The sequence below is a fragment of the Glutamicibacter sp. NPDC055354 genome, from assembly GCF_053644955.1.
In genome coordinates, this window is the sequence record NZ_JBSHMB010000001.1 from 1,453,944 (window position 1) to 1,476,363 (window position 22,420).

Genomic DNA, 22,420 nt, shown 5'->3' on the forward strand with positions numbered 1-22,420 from the left:
GATTGGCATAGGAGAACTCCACCAGAAGTTGCCTCCGGGCTTGAAAGGACGATGGCACAGAAGTCATGGTTGAACAGAATAATTTCGCTTCGGCATTACGTCATGCCAGCGGTACTGCGGCCCTTGCCGCCACCGGCGCTCTGGCTATCGGCGGAGCTCTGGTGGGCTATGGCATGCTGGAGGCCCAGAAGTTCGGGCTGCGCCACGAATCGCTTAAGGTCCTGCCCCGCGGATACGGCGACATCAAGGTCCTGCACCTTTCGGACATCCACATGGTTCCAGGGCAGGAAGCCAAAACCCAGTGGCTGCGCGGTCTGGCTGATCTGAAGCCCGACTTTGTCATCAACACCGGGGATAACCTCAGCCACCGCAAGGCCGTGCCGGCTTTGATCAAGGCGCTGGAACCGCTGATGGCTTTCCCTGGCGCCTTCGTTCCCGGGTCCAATTGCTACTACGCTCCAAAGCTGAAGAACCCGTTCAGGTATTTGGCTCCTTCCACCGGAACTCCCAACCCTGCCCCGCGCGACCAGTTGCCGTTCGAAGAAATGCACCGGGCCTTCGGCGGAGCCGGCTGGATCAACATGTCCAACCGTGCGCATTCCACGGTGCTCAATGGCCTGCGCCTGGATCTTACCGGCGTGGATGATCCGCACATCGACCGGGACCACTTCGCTGGCTGGCCGCGTGGTTCCTCCTCAAGCAGCCAGGCGCCCCACGTGCGCATTGCGCTCACCCACGCGCCCTACCAGCGGGTTCTTGACCAATTCACCGAGGCGAAGGCTGATGTCATTTTCGCTGGCCACACCCACGGCGGCCAGGTGTGCATCCCGGGCTATGGCGCGTTGGTCTCCAACTGCGATCTGCCTACGTGGCGCGCCCGCGGCCTGAGCGATTGGGAATACAACGGCAACACCGTTCCGTTGAATGTTTCCGCTGGCGTGGGCACCTCGCGCTTCGCTCCGATTCGCTTCGCCTGCCCGCCGGAAGCCGTCATGGTTACCCTGGCTGCCCGCGACTAAGCCACGAAATTTCTTCGGGTAATCCCCGGTCAAGCACCTTCTTGGTGCTCGACCGGGGATTATTTGCCTCCAATATGAAGCACTTCTTTCCAATAGTTGCCTATTGATTGAATTATCCCAACTACTGCCGGTAGTCTGTAGCTCTGTCAAACTTCTGGATGAATGCGGGGTACCGTGGCTCAAGCTCAACAAGCCGGTTCGAAAGATCCGGTCCCGCTCTCCGCAACACTGAAACGGCTTGCTCCTTTCGTCAAGCCGATCTTCCCCCGGCTCTTTTGCGGTTTCCTCTGCGCGCTCGGCGCCGGCATTGTCGCGCTGGCCATCCCCCAGGTGCTCGCCTGGCTGGTGAATGTCGTCCTGCATCGTGATGGAGCAGCTTCGGAGGTGTGGCTCTCTGTTGGCATCGTTGCCGCATTGGGCTTTGTCGAAGCCCTGCTGATCTTCCTGCGCCGCCAATTCGTGCTGAATCCCGCAGCCGGCCTTGAAGCGCAGATGCGCATCCGCTTCTACAAGCACCTGCAGCGCCTGCCCGTGGCGTTCCACGAACGCTGGGGCTCGGGGCAGCTGCTCTCCCGCTCCATGTCGGATCTCTCCTTGTTGCGCCGCTGGCTCGCATTCGGCGCGATGATGCTGGTCGTTGAAACTGTCACCGTCATCACCGGGCTAGTGCTGATGTTCACCCATTCATGGATCCTGGGATTGCTCTACCTGCTGGGATCCATCCCGATTGCCATCAAGGCCTACCGTTTCCGCAACGACTACCGGGCTGCCAGCCGCCGCAGCCAGGACCAGGCTGGCGACCTGGCCACCGCGGTGGAAGAATCAGTGCACGGCATCCGCGTCATCAAGGCCTTCGGCCGCGGACCGCATGTCTACGCGGGCTTCAGCGCCCAGGCCAAGTCCCTGCAGGAAACCGAAATAACCAAGGCCAAGACCCTGGCCAGCTTCCTGCTCACCGTGGTTGCGGTGCCTGAAACCATTCTGGGCATCGGCCTGCTCATCGGCATTGCCCAGGTCGCCAACGGCACGCTGAGCGTCGGCTCGCTGGTGGCCTACTTCGCCATCGCCGCGGTCATCGCCGGCCCCGTCGAGGGCATGGGAATGCTGCTGGGCATGACGCTGAGCACCAAAACTGCGCTGGACCGCCACTTCGAGGTCATGGATTCAATCAATGACATCGCTTCCCCCGCGCAGCCCCGGGTCCCTGCAGAACGCGATGGCAGCGTGAAGCTGGAGCATGTGCGCTTCGCCTACCCGGATACCGCCGGCAGCCACCGGCCGATCCTGGCCGACATCAACCTGGAGATCTGTCCCGGGGAAACCATGGCCCTGGTCGGCATCACCGGTTCGGGCAAGTCCACCTTGCTGAATCTGGTTCCGCGCCTGCATGAGGCGACCGCCGGCGAGGTGCTCATCCATGGACAGGACGTCAAGGACTGGGACCTCCAGGAACTGCGAACCGAGATCGCCGTGGCTTTCGAGGACACCACCTTGTTCTCCACCTCCATCCGCGGCAACGTGCTGCTCGGCGCCCCGGAAAACCTGGATGAGCAGCAGCGCGAAGCCCTGCTCGCCGAAGCCCTGGACGTCGCCCAGGCGCAGTTCGCCTACGCGTTGCCCGAAGGGGTAGACACCTTGATCGGCGAGGAAGGCCTGTCGCTATCGGGCGGCCAGCGCCAGCGCATCGCCTTGGCCCGCGCCATCGCGGCGCGCCCGAGCGTCCTGGTCCTCGACGATCCGCTGTCCGCCCTGGATGTGCGTACCGAGGAACTGGTCACCGAGAGGCTGCGCGAAGTCCTGGCCGGAACCACCACGCTGATCGTGGCCCACCGGCCCTCGACCGTGATGCTCGCCGACCGCGTGGCGCTGCTGCGCGATGGCCGCATCGACGCGGTGGGAAGCCACGCCCACCTGCTGAGCACCAATGAGCATTACCGATTCGTCATCGCCAGCCTGGATGACGAAGACCAGCCAGCCACCGTGGAGGTCTCCCGATGAGCAAGCCACTGGGCGTCGCCAATGAAGACGCCATCAAGCTCTCTGCCGCCGAACGCAAGGTCGTGCGGCAACGTTCCTTCCGGCTGCTGGCCTCGCTGGCCGTGCCGCAGAAGAAGCTGTTCGTCCTCACCGTGGTGCTGGTGCTGTTCTCCAACGCGGCACGCGTGCTGCTTCCGGTGCTGATCGCCTTCTCGATCGACTGGACCCTGCCGCAGGTGCGCGAAGGCAACTGGGGTGCCCTGGGGATGACCGGGGCCGGATACATCGTGTGCGCCGTGCTCAGCGGCGTGCTGCTCTCCTGGTACATCACCAGTGCGGCGAAGATCTCCCAGGCGATGCTCCTGGATCTGCGCCAGCAGGTCTTCCGCCATACCCAGCGGCTGAGCCTCGAATTCCACGAGAATTACACCTCCGGGCGGATCATTTCCCGGCAGACCTCCGATCTGGAAACGCTGCGCGAGCTGCTCGATCAAGGCGTCTCGGAACTGGCCTCCTCCTGCGTGTTCGTAGTCTTCACCCTGGTCTCGATTTTCTTCCTCGACTGGCGCAGCGGCCTGGTGGTCTGCGTGGCCGCCCTCCCGGTTGCGATCCTCTTCTTCTGGTACCAGCGCCGCTCCGAACTGCTCTACCGCGAATCCCGCGTGGTCTCGGCCAAGGTCATCTCCACCTTCGTGGAAACCATGACCGGCATCCGCGCGGTCAAGGCCTTCCGCCGCGAGGAAGCCAACGACGCGAACTACTCGGATCTCGCGGAGCAGTACCGGGTGAACTCGGTGCGTTCCTTCAACCTCTTCGGCGTCCTGCAGCCGGGACTGGTCTTGATCGGCAACCTGACGGTGGCGGCATTGCTCGCCTACGGCGGATTCCGCATCATCGACGGCACCATGCAGGTCGGTGCGATGGTGGCCATCCTGCTGGCCTCCAAGCGCCTGTTCCAGCCAGTCGAGCAGATCGCCATGTTCTATTCCTCGCTGCAGTCGGCCACCGCCGCCCTGGAGAAGGTTTCGGGGCTGCTGGAGGAAGAACCGACGGTCCGCGAGCCTGCGGCCCCGCGCACCATCCGCAAGGTGGCCGGCGAGCTGGTCTTCAAGGACGCGGTCTTCGGCTACGGCGAGGGCCCGGTGATCATGGAGGAATTCAACCTGCGGATCCCGGCGGGCCAAACGGTGGCCGTGGTAGGCCAGACCGGTGCCGGCAAGTCCACGCTGGCCAAGCTCATTGCCCGCTTCTACGACCTGCGTTCGGGCACCTTGGAACTGGATTCGGTGCCGATAAACGAGCTGTCGAACCAGGAACTGCGCCAGCACGTGGTGATGGTCACCCAGGAGGCGTTCCTCTTCTCCGGATCGGTGGCCGAGAACATCGCGCTGGGCCGGCCGGGCGCCTCCCCGGAGGATATCGAGTCCGCCGCCCGCGCGGTCGGCGCCCACGAGTTCATCATGGATCTGCCTGAGGGCTACGGCACCGACGTGAACAAGCGAGGCGGACGGGTCTCGGCCGGCCAGCGCCAGCTGATTTCCTTTGCCCGCGCCTTCCTGGCCGATCCTGCGGTGCTGATCCTTGATGAGGCTACCAGCTCCCTGGATATCCCTTCGGAACGGGCCGTGCAGCGCGGACTGCAAACCCTGCTGGGCAACCGCACCGCGCTGATCATCGCGCACCGCCTGTCCACCGTGCAGATCGCGGACCGCGTGCTGGTGGTCCATGATGGCAAGATCACCGAGGACGGCACCCCAGCGCAGCTGATTGCCGATGAAGGACGCTTCGCGGCCCTGCACAAGGCCTGGAAGGACTCGCTGGTCTGATCCCGCCCAGGACAGCGTAAAGCCCTCCGCAGATCACTTCGATCAGCGGAGGGCTTTGCCGTGCGTGGTTCTTCTTCGCCTGCGCCTAGGCGCTGAAGACCTGGCCGGTGAGCCGTTCATAGGCCTCGATGTAGCGGGCACGGGTCTTCTCGATGATTCCGGCTGGCAGCTGAGGCGGTTCTTCGCCCGAGTTCTTGTCCCAACCCGATTCGGCGGAGGTCAGCCAGTCGCGGACGAACTGCTTGTCGAAGCTGGCCTGCGCCTGGCCCGGCTTGTAGGATTCGGCATCCCAGAAACGCGAGGAATCCGGGGTCAGCACCTCATCGCCCAGGGTGATCTCGCCGGTGGCCGGATCAGCTCCGAACTCCACCTTGGTATCGGCCAGGATGATGCCGCGCGCGCGGGCGATCTGCTCGGCCTGCTCGTACAGGGCCACGGTCTTCTCGCGCAGCGCCTCGGACACTTCGGCGCCAACGCGTTCCACGGTCTGCTCGAAGGAGATGTTCTCGTCGTGCTCCCCCACCTCGGCCTTGGCCGATGGTGTGAACAGCGCCGGTTCCAGGCGCGAGCCATCCACCAGTCCTGCCGGCAGTGGCAGCTCGCACACGGTTTGCGAGACCTTGTACTCGGCCAGGCCCGATCCGGTCAGGTATCCGCGGGCGATGCACTCGATCGGGTACATCTCCAGCTTCTTGCACACCATCGCGCGTCCGGCCACCTCGGCTGGAACATCGGTGGAGATGACATGGTTGGCGAAGTCGCCCAGCTGCTCGAACCACCAGAGACTGAGCTGGGTGAGCACCTTGCCCTTGTCCGGGATTTCGCTGGCCAGCACGAAGTCGTAGGCGCTGATGCGGTCGGAGGCCACCACGAGGACACGGTCGGTGCCTTCGAAGCTGGCGCCCGCAGGCACGTACAGGTCGCGTACCTTGCCCGAGTAGTAATGGTCCCAACCTTCTAGGTCGAGCACTTCGGTCTGGAATCCTGCCATGAGTTCTGTAGTCCTCTACTTGCTTTCGTTGGCGATGGCGATTTCGCCGCGTTCGGCCTTCAACGCAATGTCGGTGCGTGACTGGGCACCGTCCCAGCTGATCTCGGCAACCCCGGCGTACGCTGCGGCGCGGGCCGCGGCGAGGTCATCGCCCAGGCCCACCACGGCCAGTACGCGGCCACCGGAAACAATGATGTTTCCTTCAGCATCCGCGGAAGTTCCGGCATGCATCACGTGCACGCCGTCAATTCCGTTGGCTGCCTCCAGCCCGGAGATCACCGCTCCCTTGACCGGGGTGTCCGGGTAGTTCTCGGCGGCGATGACCACATCAACTGCGGTCTGCGCGGACCAGGTCAGCTGCTCGGCATCATCGAGCCGGCCCTTGGCGGCAGCCAGCAGCACACCGCCCAGCGGAGTCTTCAGCCGGGCAAGGACAGCCTGGGTTTCCGGGTCGCCGAAGCGGGCATTGAACTCGATGACGCGGATGCCGCGCTTGGTGATCGCCAAGCCGCAGTACAGCACGCCGGTGAACGGGGTGCCGCGCTTTTCCATTTCGCGCAGGGTCGGGTAGGCGACGCGGTCCATGACCTCGTCGACGAAGCTCTCAGCCAGCCATTCCAGCGGCGAGTAGGCACCCATGCCACCGGTGTTCGGGCCTTCGTCGTTATCGAAGATGCGCTTGAAGTCCTGTGCCGGGGCCAGCGGAACAGCATGCTTGCCATCGCAGATGACAAACAGGGAAACTTCTGGGCCATCGAGGAATTCTTCGATCACTACGGTTCCGCCGGCGGCAAAGCAGGCTTCTGCGTGCTCCAGCGCTTCGTCGCGATCGCCGGTGACCACGACGCCCTTGCCGGCGGCCAGGCCATCGTCCTTGACCACGTACGGCGCACCGAAGTCATCCAGCGCACTGGCGGCTTCCTCGCGGTTGGTGGCCACATGGGCCATGGCGGTGGGAACCTCAGCGGCAGCCATGACGTTCTTGGCAAAAGCCTTGGACGCTTCGAGCTGCGCGGCAGCCTGGGTCGGGCCGAAGACCGGGATCTGCGCTGCGATCAGCGCATCGGAAACACCGGAAGCCAGCGGCGCTTCGGGGCCGACGACCACCAGATCGCTGCCCAATTCCTGGGCGAGCGCGACGACTGCGGCAGGGTCCTGCGCATCGATCGCGTGGGTAGTGACGTCCTGTGCGATACCGGCGTTGCCGGGGGCGCAATGAACTTCGTTGACGTAGGGGTCTGCACTCAGTGCACGGACAATTGCATGCTCACGGCCGCCTGGGCCAATAACCAGTACCTTCACCCGGTCGAGTTTACCGGAGATCCAGCGGGTCAACCGCGTCTATGACGCACAGGCATTAGCCGCAGGCCCCGTCCATCAAGCCGCCCGCCTGGCACCGGGCCGCGGGGCGAATTCGGCAGCAGCAAGCCCAAAGCACCCCCTGGAAGTCTTCGGCACAGCATCATGCCGGCATCCAACCGGCGCTGCGTTGGCTGAACTAGAGTTGGCATGGCTGGATTTCTTGGTTTTCCAGATCCACAGTAGATGCCCAGCGCACGCAAATATGACGTTTCTCCGTCATTGAGAGAAAGTGGAATTGACCCATGGCAATCAAACGGCGCGTTGATGAAACCGCTGGCCGAGCGGCCCTGCGCGAATGGTCCGGAACCACGCAGGGACAAGGAAAAATAGCCCGCCCGGTGCTCGCCACCGCGGTGCGCTTTTCGCTGGAGGAGCTGGCCTCCCGCGCCGAGGGCAACTCGGTCGAGGTACGCGTTCCGCCCTTCGGTGTGACTCAGTGCATAGCAGGTCCCCGGCACACCCGCGGAACACCCCCGAACGTGGTCGAAATGCCTGCTGAACTCTGGCTTTCCCTTGCTACTGGGCGTATCGGCTGGGCCGAGGCCTTGCAGACTGGGCAATTGCATGCTTCGGGACTTAGGGCAGACTTGTCAGCGCACCTACCACTTATTGAGTACCCTTAAAGGTATGGAGCAACACCCCGCTACCCCGTCTTCTGCCGATCAGAGTGTTGAAGTGCATATTCACTCGTCGCCCAAGTTCTGGCCGTTCATTTTGACTTTCGCGGTCCTTGGCGCGCTAGCCGGTCTCATCATTGGACTGCTTGGCGAACCATCGCAGGATTACACCCGCACCTCGGCGTCCGGATTCTTCGCCATATTCGGTGCAGGCCTGGGCGTAGGCATCGGCGCATTGGCGTATGTGATTGTTGATCGCGTGACCTCACGCAAAACCACCAAGCATCTGGCAGTTCCTCTGGCCGAGGACACTGACTCCAGCGGACTACAAGGCTAGGCAGCTTTTCTCCTGAATTAGAAGAGCAGGCGGCCGCGCACCTGGCCGCCACCCACCACATTTTTGGTCGGTGTCGACCAACTGGAACATGAGAGAATAACCAACATGGCGCGTGGCGATGGATTCTTAAATCACGACCTGCTTCCAAACGAAAAGGGGCCGCAGGATGAATGCGGCGTTTTTGGCGTTTGGGCTCCTGGCGAAGAGGTCGCAAAACTCACCTATTACGGCCTGTACGCCCTGCAGCACCGCGGACAGGAATCCGCTGGTATTGCCACGAGCGACGGTGCGCGTATCAACGTCTACAAGGACATGGGCCTGGTCTCCCAGGTGTTCGACGAGAATACGCTGAACTCCATGGCCGGCCAGCTGGCTATCGGCCACTGCCGCTACTCGACCACCGGTGCCAGCCACTGGGCCAATGCGCAGCCGACCTTGGGCCCGACCCAGGCCGGTACCGTCGCCCTGGCCCACAACGGCAACCTGACCAACTCCGCTGATCTGGCCGATATGGTCTCCGCCAAGCAGCGGGCCGAAGGCGGCAAGGTCCGCGGCGAACTCGCCCAGGGCAACACCACCGACACCGCCTTGGTCACCGCCTTGCTGGCCGGTTCCGAAGGCCAGTCGCTGGAAGAAACCGCGCTGGAGCTGCTGCCGAAGATCGAAGGCGCCTTCTGCTTCGTCTTCATGAACGAGGACACCCTCTACGCAGCCCGCGACCCGCATGGTGTTCGCCCCCTGGTCCTGGGCCGGCTGGACCGAGGCTGGGTTGTTGCTTCGGAGCAGCCTGCACTGGCTACCGTTGGCGCCTCGTTCATCCGCGAAATCGAACCCGGCGAAATGATCGCCATCGACGAGAACGGCGTGCGTTCCACCCGCTTCGCCGAAGCCACCCCCAAGGGCTGCGTCTTCGAGTACGTCTACCTGGCTCGTCCCGATGCTGCCATTGCCGGCCGCTCGGTCTACGAATCCCGCGTGGAAATGGGCCGCCAGCTGGCACGCGAGAACAGCGCGGACGCGGACATCGTGATCCCGGTTCCGGAGTCCGGCACCCCGGCCGCCATCGGCTACGCCGAGGAATCGGGCATTCCATTCACCCACGGCTTCGTGAAGAACGCCTACGTGGGCCGTACCTTCATCCAGCCATCGCAGACCCTGCGCCAGCTGGGCATCAAGCTCAAGCTCAATGCGCTGGAAACCGTGCTGCGCGGCAAGCGCGTCGTGGTAGTGGATGATTCGATCGTCCGCGGCAACACCCAGCGCGCGGTGGTGCGCATGCTGCGCGAGGCCGGTGCCGCCGAGGTGCATGTGAAGATCTCCTCGCCTCCGGTCAAGTGGCCTTGCTTCTACGGCATCGACTTCGCCTCGCGTGCCGAGCTGATCGCCAACGGCGCTGCCGTGGCTGAGATCGCGACCTCCATCGGCGCGGACTCCTTGGCCTACATTTCCGAAGACGGCATGATCGAAGCGACCCGCCAGCCGCGCGAGCGCCTGTGCACCGCGTGCTTCACCGGCGAGTACCCGATCGCCTTGCCGAACGAGGAGCGCCGCGGCAAGAACCTGCTGGAGCGCAGCAACCAGGGCGGCTGCGAGCCGGGTCCTGATGCCGAGTTCGAAACCAACAGCTAATCCCCTCCACGATCCCAACCATCTCGTTGCAAAGGGCGCCGGAAATGCGGCGCCCAGAACAGAAAAGGAACCGACTGCCATGAGCGGCAATGATCAGCAGCCAACTTCCATCACCTATGCCGGTGCCGGCGTTGACGTTGAGGCCGGTGACCGTGCCGTTGAGTTGATGAAGGGCGCGATCAAGGCGACCCACACCGCGGGCGTTGTCGGAGGGGTCGGCGGCTTCGCCGGGCTCTTCGATGTATCGTTCCTGACCGGTTACAAGAAGCCGTACCTGGCTACCTCCACCGACGGGGTAGGCACCAAGGTTGCCATCGCCCAGAAGCTGGACGTCCACGACACCATCGGCCAGGACCTGGTCGGCATGGTGGTCGACGATATTGTCGTGGTGGGCGCCAAGCCGCTGTTCATGACCGACTACATCGCCACCGGCAAGGTCGTCCCGGAGCGCATCGCGGATATCGTGCGCGGCATCGCGGAGGGCTGCAAGCTGGCCGGCACCGCGCTGGTTGGCGGCGAAACCGCGGAGCACCCGGGCCTGCTGGCCGAGGACGAATACGATGTTGCCGGTGCTGCTACCGGTGTCATCGAAGCTGACCAGCTGCTGGGCCCGGAGCGCGTGCGGGCCGGCGACGTCGTCATCGGCATGGCGTCCTCGGGCATCCACTCCAACGGCTACTCGCTGGTGCGCCGCGTCATCGCCCACGCCAAGTGGGAGCTGGAACGCGAAGTTGCAGAGTTCGGCAAGACCCTGGGCGAGGAACTGCTGGTTCCGACCCGCATCTACACCACCGCGTGCCTGGATCTGGTGGGCGAACTGAACGACGGCGAGAACTTCGGCGTGCATGGCTTCAGCCACGTCACCGGTGGCGGCCTGGCTGCCAACCTGGCTCGCGTGCTGCCCCAGGGCCTGATGGCCCGTGTGGACCGCTCGACCTGGTCCCTGCCAGCAGTCTTCTCCACCATCGCCCAGCTGGGCAACGTGCCGCAGCCTGACCTTGAGCGCACCCTGAACCTGGGTGTGGGCATGGTTGCTGTTGTTGATCCAGCTGTAGCTGATCGTGCCGTAGAGCTGCTGAACAAGGCTGGCATGGGAGCTTGGGTCATGGGCGGCGTCGAGAATATCGATCCAGCGGCAGCCGATGCCGGACTGGACTACGTCCAGGGAGCCAAGGGCGTTGACGGCGGCGCAGTGCTGCTGACCGGCAACTACGCCAAGTAGTACTCGCAGGATCCGCTTCCTTGCCGATGCGCCGCACTGATCCCAGTGCGGCGCATCGGTTCTTTAACGCCATCGCCATGCGAATGGGGATGCAGGGTTGAGCGGAGCCCTCTTGCCCGGCTTCCAGGCGCCAGGCAATGCTGCCGGTGGTGCTGCACCAGTGCGAGCTTCTTGCCGGGCTGATTGCCCAGAGCAGCATTTGGCGCGCTTCATTGGTGTCCCTTGCGGGACGAAATACCGGCCTGCTAGTCCAGTTGCTTCAGGGCGTGCTCCAAAGGCACACGCCAGCGCCAGGTTGCTTTTTGTTCACCGCGGACGTGGCCGTTGGTAATCAGCGCCACCGGCAAATCCCGCTTGACGAAGTTCAACAGGATCTTGTATCCGCTCATCACTGCAAGGGATGAGCCCAGCACCAAGAGCGACGTGGATTCCCCTTCCAGTGCCGCAATGCGTTCCTTGCGTTCAACCGGAACGTTCTCGCCGAAATACACCACATCAGGCTTCAGGGCCAGCGAGCCGCAGCTCAAGCAAGCCACCATGTTGAACCGGTCAACCAGGTACTGGGGCAGCTCCACATCCCCATCGGGGTTCACCGCGCTGGGGTCGATTTCCACGGCCTCCAAATAGCCCTTGTTGGCCGCCTGCAGGCGCAAATCAAAGTCATTGCGGTTCTCGCTGTATCCGCAGTCCAGGCAGCGGACGATCGACAAGTCGCCATGGACCGGAATGACCCGTTTGGATCCGGCCTGCTGGTGCAGCCCGTCAACGTTCTGCGTAATGATTCCACTGATTTTCCCGTGCTCTTCCCACTGCACCAAGCGCTGGTGAATGTGGTTAGGCTCGGCTTTGTCCATATGGCGCCAGCCGACGTAGCCACGGGCCCAATAGCGCTGCCGGGCTTCAGGACGGAATCGGAATTCTTGATAGGTCATCGGCCGGTGGCGCTGCAATGAACCGTTGGGTCCCCGGTAGTCGGGGATTCCGGAATCGGTAGAGACACCGGCTCCGGTGACCACCAGGACCCCGCCAGCGGAAAGCATGTGGCGCACCCCGGCACGCGCTTCGGCTTCCGGGGATTCAGGTGCCTGCTGCTCGACAATGCGCTGCATCGACCGGATGGCCGAATGATGCGCCATCTGGATGGATAGCTCTTCTGGAGTGCTCACGTTCCACCTAACAATTACTGGGCACGACAAAGGCCGCAACGACTAAAAGCTAATTTAGCTTAGTCGCTGCGGCTTGTCGCAAAATGTACTGAAGAGCTGTACCACTCAATGCTTAAGGTGTGGCACTCTGAGCCAAGGACTCCCGGCATCAGAAGACGAGGCTACTCGTCTTCGTCATCTCCCGAGTACTTCTTAGTCAGCTCGTCGTATTCCGAATATTCTTCGTCATACGATGAATCATTACGCTCAGTGTTCTGAGCATGATGATGGGACTGAACGCCCAACTCGCGTTCAAGTGCCGAAAGGTCAGTGGACGGCGAGTAGTACTTGATATCTCGCGCCTGACGCTGTGCTTTAGCCTTTTGACGGCCGCGCCCCATGGCGTGACCCCCTCTTTTCAGTAGAGTCGGGAGGTGGTCCACCTTGAAAAGATGAAGGCCCCCGAATATGTGATCAGTTCTTTCGTAATTAAAGGTTAACACGATTCACCGGCGAGCGCTGAATGCAACACCCTCCGAAACCGCTAGACTGTCGATTAGTCCAACGACTATGTATTGAGCCGGCGAGCGATCGCCCGACCCAACCACGAAGGAGCTCAACAGGTGGTGGAAAACAATCTGCCCGAGCCGCAGGCGGCTTTGCCGCCATTGCAGCCAGAACCGGAGAAGCCCAAGCGTCAAAGTGCCCAATGGGCCTTGATGATTGTCGCCGTTCTCGCACTGGCCGCGGCAGTGGTTTTCGTGGTGTTGAGACTAGTGGATCCCCCTGCTTCGCCAACTGCGAACAACGTGGAGCGCAACGAGAATCCAGGCCTCGACGGCATTGTTGCCACCGAGATGCCTCCAACCCAGTTGGAGCAAGGCGACTGCCTGCGCGGATTCAATTCGCCATTGGATCCGCAGACGGTCGTGACCTGTGATTCCTCCCATAACGCCCAGCTGATCGGCATCTTCCAGGTCACCGGCGAGGAGTACCCGGGAGCCAACGTGCTGCTCACCCAATCCGAAGACCTGTGCAAATCGGTGTCACTGGATCCTCGTGCAGGGCTGGACTCCACCTGGACCTATCACTTCTCGCGTCCCTCTGAGAGCACCTGGGGCCAGGGCGACCGCACCGTTTCATGCTTCCTGAGCCTGTCCGAGGGCGACGTCCGCAACTCGTTGCTGCCCGAGGGCGCTACGGATGGAGAATCGGAGAACTCCGAAGAGGAGCCGTCCAAGGCACAGGAGACCACCGACAGCTAAGTCTGCGTTCAGGAAAAATGGCGAGGGCATGAACGGAATTCCATCCGTTCGTGCCCTCGCCATTGCCAGGCTCCTAGGCCTTCTTGGCAACTTTGAGCTTGTCGCCAACTTCGTCCAGGGTGACCTCTACGGTATCCCCGTCCTGCACCGTTCCAGCCAGGATCTCCTTGGCCAGCCGGTCTCCGATCTCGCGCTGCACCAGGCGGCGCAGCGGACGAGCGCCGTAGGCAGGATCGTAACCGGTCAGGGCCAGCCAATCGCTGGCGGCCTGATCCACCTCCAGGTTCAAGCGGCGGTCGGCCAAGCGCTGTGCGAGCAGGTCGATCTGCAGCTTGACGATGCTGCCCAGCTCTTCGATGCTCAATGGGTCGAAGAGGATGACCTCATCGAGACGGTTCAAGAACTCCGGCTTGAACGATGCATTGACCACGCTCATCACCGCTGACTTCTTGGCCTCGTCTTCCATGCTCTGGTCCACCAGGAACTGGGAACCGAGATTCGAGGTGAGGATCAGAATGGTATTCCTGAAGTCCACGGTGCGGCCTTGGCCATCGGTCAGCCGCCCGTCATCGAGCACCTGCAGCAGGATATCGAATACTTCCGGATGCGCCTTTTCCACCTCGTCCAGCAGAATCACCGAGTACGGGCGGCGGCGCACAGCTTCGGTCAGCTGCCCGCCCTCTTCATACCCTACGTAGCCCGGAGGGGCACCGACCAGGCGCGAAACCGCATGCTTCTCCGAGTATTCGGACATGTCGATCCGCACCATCGCCCGTGGATCATCGAAGAGGAAGTCAGCCAGGGACTTGGCCAGCTCGGTCTTGCCGACACCGGTAGGACCCAGGAACAGGAAGGATCCGGTAGGCCGGTTCGGGTCGGCAATGCCGGCGCGGGTACGGCGAACGGCGTCAGAGACAGCGGCAATAGCCTGCTTCTGCCCCATCAGGCGCTGCCCGATGATTTCTTCCATATCCAGCAACTTCTGGCTTTCGCCCTGCAGCATGCGCCCGGCCGGAATACCGGTCCACGCCGAGATGACTTCTGCAATGTCATCCGCGGTGACTTCTTCGGCAACCATGGTGTGCGTATCGGCCTTATCGGCTTCGGCAGCGGCCGCCGCATCCAGTTCCTGCTGCAGCGTTGGGATCTCCCCGTAGAGCAGGCGAGAGGCCTTCTCCAGGTCGCCCTCGCGCTGGGCCTTGTCGGCCTGGCTGCGCAATTCGTCGAGCTTGACCTTCAGGTCGCCGACGCGGTTCAACCCGGCCTTCTCCGCTTCCCACTGGGAGTTCAGCGCGTCCAGCTGTTCCTTCTTGTCGGCCATGTCCTTGCGCAGCGCATCCAGGCGTTCCACCGAGGCTGGATCCGTTTCATCGGACAGCGCCAGCTCCTCCATGGTCAGCCGGTCCACCTCGCGGCGCAGCTCATCGATTTCCTCCGGAGCCGAGTCGATCTCCATGCGCAGGCGGCTAGCGGCCTCATCAACCAGGTCGATGGCCTTGTCTGGCAGCTGGCGGCCGGAGATGTACCTGCTGGACAGCGTGGATGCTGCCACCAAGGCGGAGTCCGCAATGGAAACCTTGTGGTGCGCCTCGTAGCGCTCCTTCAACCCACGCAGGATGGCAATGGTGTCATCCACGCTGGGCTCGCCGACATACACCTGCGCGAAGCGGCGTTCCAGGGCGGGATCCTTCTCGATGTTTTCGCGGTACTCGTCCAAGGTAGTAGCACCAATCAAGCGCAACTCGCCTCGGGCGAGCATTGGCTTGAGCATGTTCCCCGCGTCCATGGCGCCTTCGGAGGCTCCGGCGCCGACCACGGTGTGGATCTCGTCAATGAAGGTGACAATCTGGCCATCCGAAGCCTTGATCTCTTCCAATACCGACTTCAGCCGCTCTTCGAATTCGCCACGGTACTTGGCCCCGGCGACCATGGCACCCAGATCCAGCGAGATCAGGGTCTTGCCACGCAGGGATTCCGGCACGTCGCCCGCGATCATGCGCTGGGCAAGCCCCTCAACTACAGCGGTTTTGCCAACGCCTGGCTCGCCGATCAGCACGGGGTTGTTCTTGGTTCGGCGGGAGAGCACCTGGACCACGCGGCGGATCTCGCGGTCGCGGCCGATGACTGGATCCAGCTTGCCCGAGCGCGCCAGTGCGGTCATGTCGGTGCCGAACTTCTCCAGGGACTGGAAGGTGGCCTCCGGATCCGGATTATCGACCTTGCGGTCGCCACGGATGGTGGGCAAGGTGCCCACCAGCAGTTCGCGGGTGGCCCCGAATTCGCGCAGCGCGTCGCCGGCCTTGGTCTGGTCTGATGCCAAGGCGATAAGCAGGTGCTCCGTGGAGACGTAGGTGTCCCCCATTTCTGCGGCAGCCGCTTGGGCGTTGCTCACAACCTGCAGCAGCTGTCGGGAGTACTGGGCCTGGGCCACTGAACTGCCGGAGCTGGAAGGCAATGCGTTGATGACAGCGCTTGCCTTGACCGAAAGCGCGTCGACATCCAATCCGGCGGTCTTCAGGAGGGCGACTGCGACGGAGTCGCGCTGGTCCAGCAAGGCCTTCAGCAGGTGCGCAGGTTCAATCTGCGGATTGCCTGCGGTTGAAGCGTTCATCCCGGAAGCCGAGAGAGCTTCTTGGCTCTTAGTGGTGAGTTTGGTGTCCACGCGCATCCTTTCTCTAATTGGGTGAACCCATAAACTTGAGTGTACTTAACTCAACTCTACTCGCACTCTTCGTATTCCAGCTAGAGCAAGATTTTCGAAAGATTTTCTATTTCACTTGCCCCAGAGGCAAAATCCCTTGTCACTAACGATTTGCCGACTTAAGATAAGGCATGGACAACCCGGATTCCAAAGACATTTTTTCACTGACCCGCGATGATATGGTCCAAGTTTTCATCGATCAGCACCGGCAGATGCTGCTTTCCTGCACCGGCGGACTGAGTGAAGCCGAAGCCAGATTGAAGTTGGTTGAATCCAAGACCACGCTGCTCGGGCTGGTGAAACATGCGATCTTCGTGGAACGGGTCTGGTTCGGTGAAGCAGCCACCGGCCGGAGCCGTGCAGAGCTGGGCATTGCCTCTTCGCCCAGCAAATCATTCGACTTGGAGGCTTCCGACACCATCGATTCGATTCGGCACGAATATGCCCAAGCCATCGAACTGTCGCATCAAGCAGTCGAAGGCAAAACAGGGGATGACGTCTTCTCAGGCAACCGGCGTGGACCGCTGCCGCTGCGCTGGATCCAGCTGCATATGCTGCGTGAATTGGCACAGCATTGCGGACACGCAGATATCCTGCGTGAACAAATCCTGGCCGCGCGGAAATAGCGTGCCGCCCTCAACCGGTAGACTCCGGGCATGCCATTAGAACTCCACCCGCTTCCCGCTGAAGAATTCCAATCGTGGATGGCACGAAGTACCGCCGAGTACGTATCGGACCTTGTTGCCGCTGGCAGTTCCCAGCGCAAGGCGCAGGAAGATGCAGACCGGACCATGACCCGGGCCCTTCCCACCGGATTGCCAAGTTGCACCAATGCGGTATTCACCCGGGAGCATGGCATTTTCGGCGATGTGGGCTATGTCTGGATCGGCCACGACACCTCAGGTGATCCGGCTTCATGGTGGGTTTGGGACATAGTTGTCGACCCCGGGCACCGCGGCAAGGGGTTCGGACGCCAGGCCATGAATTTGGCCGAAGAATACGCCCGTGCCCACGGCGCACGTACCCTGGGGCTGAATGTGTTCGGTTTCAACCAGAGCGCTCGCGGCCTCTATGAATCGCTTGGATATGAAACCACCAGCATCAAGATGCGCAAGTCGCTCTAGCAGCGCCTAGTTCCTGCCGCTGGCCCACGTTGCTCCAAGCGAACTGCATTCTTCGAATTGCTATTGATGCCTACCCAACTGCACAAAGACAAAGTACATTACAGATCATCATGACATCCACGGACCAAGATTTTTCCAGAAGCATCGCATCAGGATAAGCTGGTAGAACGTAAGGGAGTATTCATAATCGTTGAATCCGTCAATACGCAGGACTTCATGGTCCTGCCGGGTTTTGCGGCCAGCCCCGGGGTCGGTGAAGAGACTTACTCAGATGCGTTCGCGCGCTACTTACGAAAGCAGGAATCCCTATGGGAGTTTCCCCTATGATTTGGGGAATCACGATTGTCGTGATTCTCGCCCTTCTGGCCTTCGACTATTTCTTCCACATCCGCAAGGCCCACGTTCCATCGCTGCGTGAAGCAGCCATCTGGTCCAGCATCTATGTTGGCTTGGCCCTCGTTTTCGGTGTTCTGGTGCTGGTCTTCGGCGGCATCGACATGGGTGCCGAGTACTTTGCCGGCTACATTACCGAGAAGGCCCTGTCGGTCGACAACCTGTTCGTCTTCCTGATTATCATCGCCAGCTTCCGCGTACCCCGCGAAGACCAGCAGAAAGTCCTGCTCTTCGGCATCGTCTTCTCGCTGATCGCACGTACCGCCTTCATCTTTGTCGGCGCGGCGCTGATCAACCAGTTCGCTTGGGTCTTCTACCTGTTCGGCCTGATCCTGCTGTTGACCGCGGGCAACCTGCTGAAGAAGGATGACGAATCCGATGAGGCCAACAACTTCATCATCCGGATCGCCAAGAAGCTATTCCACACTACCGACAACTATGACGGCGACAAGCTGTTCACCAAGATCGATGGCAAGAAGGTCCTGACTCCGATGCTGCTGGTCATGGTGGCCATCGGCGGTACCGATATTCTCTTCGCTCTGGATTCCATCCCTGCGATCTTCGGACTCACCCAGAACGTCTACATCGTGTTCACGGCTACCGCCTTCTCGCTCATGGGACTGCGCCAGCTCTACTTCCTGCTCGACGGATTGCTGGACCGCTTGATCTACCTGTCCTACGGGTTGGCAGCAATCCTGGCATTCATCGGCGTGAAGCTGATCCTGCATGCACTGCACGAGAACAACTTGCCATTCATCAACGATGGCGAACACGTGATGGTCATTGAAATCAGCACCGGCCTGTCGCTGAGCGTCATTATCGGCGTCCTGGTGCTGACAATTCTCGCTTCGCTGTTCAGCAAGGCAGGCAAGGCCCAGACTGCCATCGGCAACCTGCGCCGCCATGCCAACAGCTACAACGACCTGAGCTACACCTCGGACGCGGTCGAACGCGAACGCATCTACCGCGCCTTGGTGGAGGAAGAAGCGTATGTGAAAACCATGGAAAAGAAGTACCGCGACAAGGCCAAGGACGTGGACAAGATCCGTGTCGAGGTCGCCGAAGCGCACCGCCAGCACGATGAGTACCTCAAGAGCTGATCAGGTTCGTACATAAAGCAAATGGCTGCCAACCCCATCAAGGGTTGGCAGCCATTCGCTGTCTTGGTGCTGCCTAGCGGCGAACACCGCCGATGAAATAGTCCGAAGGCACAATGACCTTGCCCAGAGGCATCAAGGAAACCGGGATCATCTTCAAGTTTGCGATACCCAGCGGGATGCCGATAATCGAAATGAACATCGGGATCGCGGTTACCACGTGCCCCACGGCAATCCAGATACCAGCAAAAATGATCCAGATGATGTTGCCCAGGGTGGAGAACGCGCCTACCGGGCCGTTGTCGACCACGGTGCGGCCAAACGGCCACAGCGCATAGCCGGCAATGCGGAACGAGGCGATGCCGAATGGAATGGTCACGATCAGCACGCAGCAGATGATGCCCGCCAACACGTAGCCCAAGGCCAGCCACAGGCCGCCGAAAAGCAGCCAAATAATGTTGAGAATACCGCGCACTAAATCAGTCATGGTTATATTCTCTGTCTTCTGCCTGTTTTACTCCATCGGGGATCCCCCCGATTTTCTTCTAGGGGTGTCCAATCCCCTACAGTTCGGCAAGCATCGAAGCAGCTTGCTCGGCTAGGATTAATCATCATGAGCGAATCGAGCGAGCAGCAGCGCCCAGCCCACGGCACTGCCCCTAGGAACCCAGACCTTTTCCGTGCCGAGCCGGTATCCTTCGTGCGCCGCGGCAACCGCCTGCAGGGCCGCCGTGCCAGCGCCTGGGAGCGCAATGCCGATCAGTACGTCATTGAGCCGCCCCGCAAGATCGCCGACACTTCGGTTGCCGATGACTTCCAGCTCGATCCTGCCGAGGCTTTCGGACGCACCGCACCGCTGATCGTGGAGATCGGCACCGGCCTGGGCGAATGCATCGCCAACGCCGCCAAAGATGATCCCGAGCGCAACTACCTCGCCGTTGAGGTCTACCGTCCGGGCCTGGCCCAGCTGATGCTGAAGGTCGAGTCTTTCGGCATCGCCAACGTCCGCGCAGTGCAGGCCAATGCACCAGAGGTTCTGGATGTCATGCTGGACGAGAACAGCGCCGATGAGATCTGGATCTTCTTCTCAGATCCATGGCACAAGCCGCGCCACCATAAGCGTCGCCTGATCAAGGCCTCGTTCCTCGACAAGGTCTCCCGCGTGCTCAAGCCGGGAGGCACCCTGCGCTTGGCCACCGACTGGTCCAACTACGCCGAGCAAATGCGCGAAGTCCTCGAAGCCCATCCGGACTTCGAGAACCAGCATCATGGCAATCTGTCCGGCACTGAGAGCAACCTGACCAAGGTGCGCCGCGAGGGCATGGAAGGCTTCGACCCCGAGCCAGAATTCACCGATGCCCAGGGTGGCTGGGCCCCGCGTTTCGAGCGCCGGATCCTGACCAGCTTCGAAGGCAAGGCGCTCAAGGCTGGTCGTCTGGTCTTCGATCTGGCGTACACCCGCATCGGCTAGTCGCGGAAATAAAGCATTGAAGAGGCCATGGAATCCATAGGATGGATTCCATGGCCTCTTCTTCTGCGCTAAGTCTGCACTACGCCCAAGCTCCGAGAATGGACTATGCCGGGGTGCGGCTAGAACAATTGTCAATGGACCACGCCCCGGATCTGATCCAGCTCGCAGCCAACGGCCAGTTGGATGAAGCGTGGTTTGCCACCACTCCATCGGCCGAATCCATGCGCTTGGATATCCAGCGCCGCTTGGCATTGCAGGAAACTGGCGAGATGGCTCCCTTTGCGATCATCGACCTGTCCACCGGCAAAGCGGTGGGGGCCACGACTTACTTGAATATCGACGCGGCAAATCACCGCGTGGAAATCGGCTCAACGTTCCTGGCCATGCCAGCCCAAGGCACCGGGATCAATCCAGCTGCCAAGTTCATGCTGCTGCGCCGGGCTTTCGAGGAACTGGATTGCTATTCAGTGGCTTTCTGCACGCACTGGCACAATGCCGCTTCACGCGCCGCGATTGCACGGCTCGGCGCCAAGCAGGATGGCGTGCTGCGCAATCACAAATATGATCCAAAGAGCGGTACCCTGCGCGATACGGTGGTGTTCTCAATACTCCCGCACGAATGGCCTGCCGTGCGCACCCAATTGGAAGCGCGCTTGGCCCGGCACGGACGGATCTAGCGTCCGATAGCGCGGCGCGCGGTAAACAGCGTCACGGTCGGTTCACGGCGTTCAGGGCGCATGCCCCTAGCCAACGAAACGATGTCGCCTCCAGCGGTACCCGCAGCGAAGATGCGAGATTGGCCCTGGCGTACGGCGGAAAGTTCTTGGCGAAGCCCATTGACTTCGGTTTGCAGATAGGCGACTTGATCTTGCAGGTCCAGGATGCGCTTGATGCCCTCGAGCGAGACGCCTTCCTTGCTCAAGGCCTGCACCTGGCGCAACAGCGATACGTCGCGCTGCGAGTAGCGGCGTTGCTTTCCGCTCTGGCGGCTGGGCGAAACCAAACCAATGCGGTCATACTGGCGCAGCGTCTGCGGATGCATGTCTGCAAGTTGCGCGGCGACGGAAATGACGAAGACAGGTCGCAGGTACTCCCCGTTCACGTTGCTTCTACCACCTTTCTGCAAGGACCTTGGATTCGGTCCCTATTGACTTCGAGTCTATCTTCCCTGCCCAGCCAATTCGATGAGGGGGCAGGGAAGACAGCCTATTGGGTTCAGAGCTTGGCTTTGGCAGCCAAATCCACTCGTGGATCCTCGCCCTCGGTGGCTGATGCGAAGTCCTCCACGGCCTTCTTTGCAGCATCCGAGAGGTTCTGCGGAATCGCGACATCCAGGACGATCAGCAGATCGCCGGTGGCCTTGGAGGTCTTCACGCCGCGGCCCTTCAGACGCAAGGTGCGCCCGGAGTTGGATCCAGCGGGAACCTTCACCGCAACGGAATCCCCGTCCAGGGTCGGTACGTGGATCTTTGCTCCAAGCACCGCTTCAGCGAAGGTCACCGGCACGTGGATGCGGATGTTGTTCTCTTCGCGCTTGAAGAACGGGTGCTCGCTGACCTTGACCTTGACCAGCAGGTCACCGTTGCCGGCAGCACCAGGCTGGCCCTTGCCGCGCACGCGCACCGACTGGCCATCCTTGATGCCCGCCGGTATGCGCACGTCAATGACCTCGCCATTCTGCTCGCGCAGGCCAATGGTGGTGCCCTTAATTGATCCGGAGAAGGAAATCGTGGTGCTCGCCGTGCGGTCAGCACCCTTGCGCGGTGGTGCGCTCTGGCCGAAGCCGCCGCCACCGAAACCGCCGCCACCACCGAAGAGGTCGGAGAAGTCCGGCTGCCCGCCGCGGCCACGTGGGCCCGCTCCGCCGCCTCCGAAGAGGTTGGAGAAGATGTCCTCGAAGCCGGCTTGCCCGCCGGGGCCGCCCGGTCCGCCACCAGCAGAGAATCGCGCTCCGCCGCCCATGGCACGGATCGCGTCGTACTGCTCGCGCTCTTCCTTGTCCGAAAGCACCGAGTTGGCTTCGGAGATGTCCTTGAATTTCTTTTCAGCGGCCGCATCACCCTGGTTGGTATCCGGGTGGTACTTGCGCGCAAGCTTGCGGTACGCCTTCTTGATGTCCGCCTCGCTGGCGTCCTTGGAGACGCCCAGAATGGCGTAAAAGTCTTTTTCGATCCAGTCCTGACTTGCCATCAGGGCCCCATCCTTTCAGTGCCAATTCGACACTGCCCACTGTCGAAGACTCGG

General features: G+C 61.7%; 21 protein-coding genes. 13 read left to right on the forward strand and 8 right to left on the reverse strand.

The genetic code is table 11. From position 1 onward, the window contains the following. Nucleotides 1-65 precede the first annotated feature (65 nt). The 3 genes from ACWICV_RS06805 to ACWICV_RS06815 all read left to right on the forward strand — a co-directional run bounded on the left by ACWICV_RS06805 (nt 66) and on the right by ACWICV_RS06815 (nt 4,822). Nucleotides 66-1,019, forward strand: coding sequence for a metallophosphoesterase (locus ACWICV_RS06805; RefSeq protein WP_332594633.1), 954 nt, complete (start codon nt 66-68; stop codon nt 1,017-1,019). A gap of 162 nt (nt 1,020-1,181) precedes the next feature. Next, nucleotides 1,182-3,017: an ABC transporter ATP-binding protein gene (locus tag ACWICV_RS06810; RefSeq protein WP_402473385.1), complete on the forward strand. Its 1,836-nt coding sequence runs from the start codon at nt 1,182-1,184 to the stop codon at nt 3,015-3,017. Continuing rightward, nucleotides 3,014-4,822, forward strand: coding sequence for an ABC transporter ATP-binding protein (locus tag ACWICV_RS06815; protein ID WP_365945059.1), 1,809 nt, complete (start codon nt 3,014-3,016; stop codon nt 4,820-4,822). Before ACWICV_RS06810 ends, ACWICV_RS06815 begins: the two co-directional genes overlap by 4 nt. A gap of 85 nt (nt 4,823-4,907) precedes the next feature. Here the strand turns inward: ACWICV_RS06815 and ACWICV_RS06820 are convergent, their stop codons facing one another. Together ACWICV_RS06820 and purD are read right to left on the reverse strand one after the other, a co-directional pair. Next, complete coding sequence (locus tag ACWICV_RS06820) at nt 4,908-5,813, reverse strand: phosphoribosylaminoimidazolesuccinocarboxamide synthase (RefSeq protein ID WP_332485918.1); 906 nt, start codon at nt 5,811-5,813, stop codon at nt 4,908-4,910. 15 nt (nt 5,814-5,828) lie between these two features. After that, the gene (gene purD, locus ACWICV_RS06825; RefSeq protein ID WP_402473386.1) at nt 5,829-7,115 is read right to left on the reverse strand and encodes a phosphoribosylamine--glycine ligase; all 1,287 of its coding nucleotides are present in this window, start codon (nt 7,113-7,115) and stop codon (nt 5,829-5,831) included. Nucleotides 7,116-7,417: 302 nt separating this feature from the next. Here purD and ACWICV_RS06830 point away from each other — a divergent pair, with 302 nt between their 5' ends. From ACWICV_RS06830 to purM, 4 genes are all read left to right on the forward strand, one after another. Then, the gene (locus ACWICV_RS06830; protein WP_105656988.1) at nt 7,418-7,798 is read left to right on the forward strand and encodes a sterol carrier family protein; all 381 of its coding nucleotides are present in this window, start codon (nt 7,418-7,420) and stop codon (nt 7,796-7,798) included. 4 nt (nt 7,799-7,802) lie between these two features. Next, a complete protein-coding gene (locus tag ACWICV_RS06835; RefSeq protein ID WP_105656989.1) occupies nt 7,803-8,129 on the forward strand; it encodes a hypothetical protein in 327 nt (108 codons plus the stop codon). 105 nt (nt 8,130-8,234) lie between these two features. Continuing rightward, nucleotides 8,235-9,758: an amidophosphoribosyltransferase gene (gene purF, locus ACWICV_RS06840; RefSeq protein WP_402473387.1), complete on the forward strand. Its 1,524-nt coding sequence runs from the start codon at nt 8,235-8,237 to the stop codon at nt 9,756-9,758. A gap of 79 nt (nt 9,759-9,837) precedes the next feature. Then, complete coding sequence (gene purM / locus ACWICV_RS06845) at nt 9,838-10,980, forward strand: phosphoribosylformylglycinamidine cyclo-ligase (RefSeq protein WP_454090588.1); 1,143 nt, start codon at nt 9,838-9,840, stop codon at nt 10,978-10,980. Between the two features lie 245 nt (nt 10,981-11,225). On the opposite strand, the gene ACWICV_RS06850 is transcribed toward purM, so the two are convergent. Both ACWICV_RS06850 and ACWICV_RS06855 read right to left on the reverse strand, forming a co-directional pair. Continuing rightward, entirely contained in the window at nt 11,226-12,116 is an 891-nt protein-coding gene (locus ACWICV_RS06850; RefSeq protein WP_454090965.1) for a Sir2 family NAD-dependent protein deacetylase, read from the reverse strand. A gap of 191 nt (nt 12,117-12,307) precedes the next feature. Then, nucleotides 12,308-12,526 carry a DUF3073 domain-containing protein gene (locus ACWICV_RS06855; protein ID WP_454090587.1) on the reverse strand — a complete coding sequence of 73 codons (219 nt, stop codon included), beginning with the start codon at nt 12,524-12,526 and terminating at the stop codon, nt 12,308-12,310. Between the two features lie 222 nt (nt 12,527-12,748). On the opposite strand from ACWICV_RS06855, the gene ACWICV_RS06860 reads away from it, so the two are divergent. After that, a complete protein-coding gene (locus ACWICV_RS06860; protein WP_105656992.1) occupies nt 12,749-13,390 on the forward strand; it encodes a septum formation family protein in 642 nt (213 codons plus the stop codon). Between the two features lie 73 nt (nt 13,391-13,463). On the opposite strand, the gene clpB is transcribed toward ACWICV_RS06860, so the two are convergent. Continuing rightward, complete coding sequence (clpB, locus tag ACWICV_RS06865) at nt 13,464-16,052, reverse strand: ATP-dependent chaperone ClpB (protein ID WP_454090586.1); 2,589 nt, start codon at nt 16,050-16,052, stop codon at nt 13,464-13,466. A 170-nt stretch (nt 16,053-16,222) separates the two neighbouring features. Between clpB and ACWICV_RS06870 the strand changes: the two genes are divergently transcribed. From ACWICV_RS06870 to ACWICV_RS06880, 3 genes are all read left to right on the forward strand, one after another. Beyond that, on the forward strand, nt 16,223-16,717 hold the full coding sequence (locus tag ACWICV_RS06870; RefSeq protein WP_454090585.1) for a DinB family protein: 495 nt from the start codon (nt 16,223-16,225) through the stop codon (nt 16,715-16,717). A gap of 30 nt (nt 16,718-16,747) precedes the next feature. Continuing rightward, nucleotides 16,748-17,215: a GNAT family N-acetyltransferase gene (locus ACWICV_RS06875; protein WP_454090584.1), complete on the forward strand. Its 468-nt coding sequence runs from the start codon at nt 16,748-16,750 to the stop codon at nt 17,213-17,215. Nucleotides 17,216-17,523: 308 nt separating this feature from the next. Further along, nucleotides 17,524-18,708, forward strand: coding sequence for a TerC family protein (locus tag ACWICV_RS06880; RefSeq protein WP_105656995.1), 1,185 nt, complete (start codon nt 17,524-17,526; stop codon nt 18,706-18,708). A 73-nt stretch (nt 18,709-18,781) separates the two neighbouring features. On the opposite strand, the gene ACWICV_RS06885 is transcribed toward ACWICV_RS06880, so the two are convergent. Then, on the reverse strand, nt 18,782-19,192 hold the full coding sequence (locus ACWICV_RS06885) for a YccF domain-containing protein (RefSeq protein WP_105656996.1): 411 nt from the start codon (nt 19,190-19,192) through the stop codon (nt 18,782-18,784). A 126-nt stretch (nt 19,193-19,318) separates the two neighbouring features. Here ACWICV_RS06885 and trmB point away from each other — a divergent pair, with 126 nt between their 5' ends. Then, on the forward strand, nt 19,319-20,176 hold the full coding sequence (gene trmB, locus ACWICV_RS06890) for a tRNA (guanosine(46)-N7)-methyltransferase TrmB (protein WP_105656997.1): 858 nt from the start codon (nt 19,319-19,321) through the stop codon (nt 20,174-20,176). A 50-nt stretch (nt 20,177-20,226) separates the two neighbouring features. After that, on the forward strand, nt 20,227-20,853 hold the full coding sequence (locus tag ACWICV_RS06895; RefSeq protein ID WP_332485912.1) for a GNAT family N-acetyltransferase: 627 nt from the start codon (nt 20,227-20,229) through the stop codon (nt 20,851-20,853). Here the strand turns inward: ACWICV_RS06895 and ACWICV_RS06900 are convergent. Beyond that, entirely contained in the window at nt 20,850-21,278 is a 429-nt protein-coding gene (locus tag ACWICV_RS06900; protein WP_105656998.1) for a heat shock protein transcriptional repressor HspR, read from the reverse strand. The genes ACWICV_RS06895 and ACWICV_RS06900 overlap by 4 nt on opposite strands. A gap of 113 nt (nt 21,279-21,391) precedes the next feature. Next, on the reverse strand, nt 21,392-22,366 hold the full coding sequence (locus tag ACWICV_RS06905; RefSeq protein WP_105656999.1) for a DnaJ C-terminal domain-containing protein: 975 nt from the start codon (nt 22,364-22,366) through the stop codon (nt 21,392-21,394). Nucleotides 22,367-22,420 lie beyond the last annotated feature (54 nt).

Coding starts and splice junctions, on each gene's coding strand:
- ACWICV_RS06805 (WP_332594633.1), top strand. CDS start 66: ATGGTTGAACAGAATAATTTCGCTTCGGCATTACGTCATGCCAGCGGT.
- ACWICV_RS06810 (WP_402473385.1), top strand. CDS start 1,182: ATGCGGGGTACCGTGGCTCAAGCTCAACAAGCCGGTTCGAAAGATCCG.
- ACWICV_RS06815 (WP_365945059.1), top strand. CDS start 3,014: ATGAGCAAGCCACTGGGCGTCGCCAATGAAGACGCCATCAAGCTCTCT.
- ACWICV_RS06820 (WP_332485918.1), bottom strand. CDS start 5,813: ATGGCAGGATTCCAGACCGAAGTGCTCGACCTAGAAGGTTGGGACCAT.
- ACWICV_RS06830 (WP_105656988.1), top strand. CDS start 7,418: ATGGCAATCAAACGGCGCGTTGATGAAACCGCTGGCCGAGCGGCCCTG.
- ACWICV_RS06835 (WP_105656989.1), top strand. CDS start 7,803: ATGGAGCAACACCCCGCTACCCCGTCTTCTGCCGATCAGAGTGTTGAA.
- purF (WP_402473387.1), top strand. CDS start 8,235: ATGGCGCGTGGCGATGGATTCTTAAATCACGACCTGCTTCCAAACGAA.
- purM (WP_454090588.1), top strand. CDS start 9,838: ATGAGCGGCAATGATCAGCAGCCAACTTCCATCACCTATGCCGGTGCC.
- ACWICV_RS06850 (WP_454090965.1), bottom strand. CDS start 12,116: ATGGCGCATCATTCGGCCATCCGGTCGATGCAGCGCATTGTCGAGCAG.
- ACWICV_RS06855 (WP_454090587.1), bottom strand. CDS start 12,526: ATGGGGCGCGGCCGTCAAAAGGCTAAAGCACAGCGTCAGGCGCGAGAT.
- ACWICV_RS06870 (WP_454090585.1), top strand. CDS start 16,223: ATGGACAACCCGGATTCCAAAGACATTTTTTCACTGACCCGCGATGAT.
- ACWICV_RS06875 (WP_454090584.1), top strand. CDS start 16,748: ATGCCATTAGAACTCCACCCGCTTCCCGCTGAAGAATTCCAATCGTGG.
- ACWICV_RS06880 (WP_105656995.1), top strand. CDS start 17,524: ATGGGAGTTTCCCCTATGATTTGGGGAATCACGATTGTCGTGATTCTC.
- ACWICV_RS06885 (WP_105656996.1), bottom strand. CDS start 19,192: ATGACTGATTTAGTGCGCGGTATTCTCAACATTATTTGGCTGCTTTTC.
- trmB (WP_105656997.1), top strand. CDS start 19,319: ATGAGCGAATCGAGCGAGCAGCAGCGCCCAGCCCACGGCACTGCCCCT.
- ACWICV_RS06895 (WP_332485912.1), top strand. CDS start 20,227: ATGGCCTCTTCTTCTGCGCTAAGTCTGCACTACGCCCAAGCTCCGAGA.
- ACWICV_RS06905 (WP_105656999.1), bottom strand. CDS start 22,366: ATGGCAAGTCAGGACTGGATCGAAAAAGACTTTTACGCCATTCTGGGC.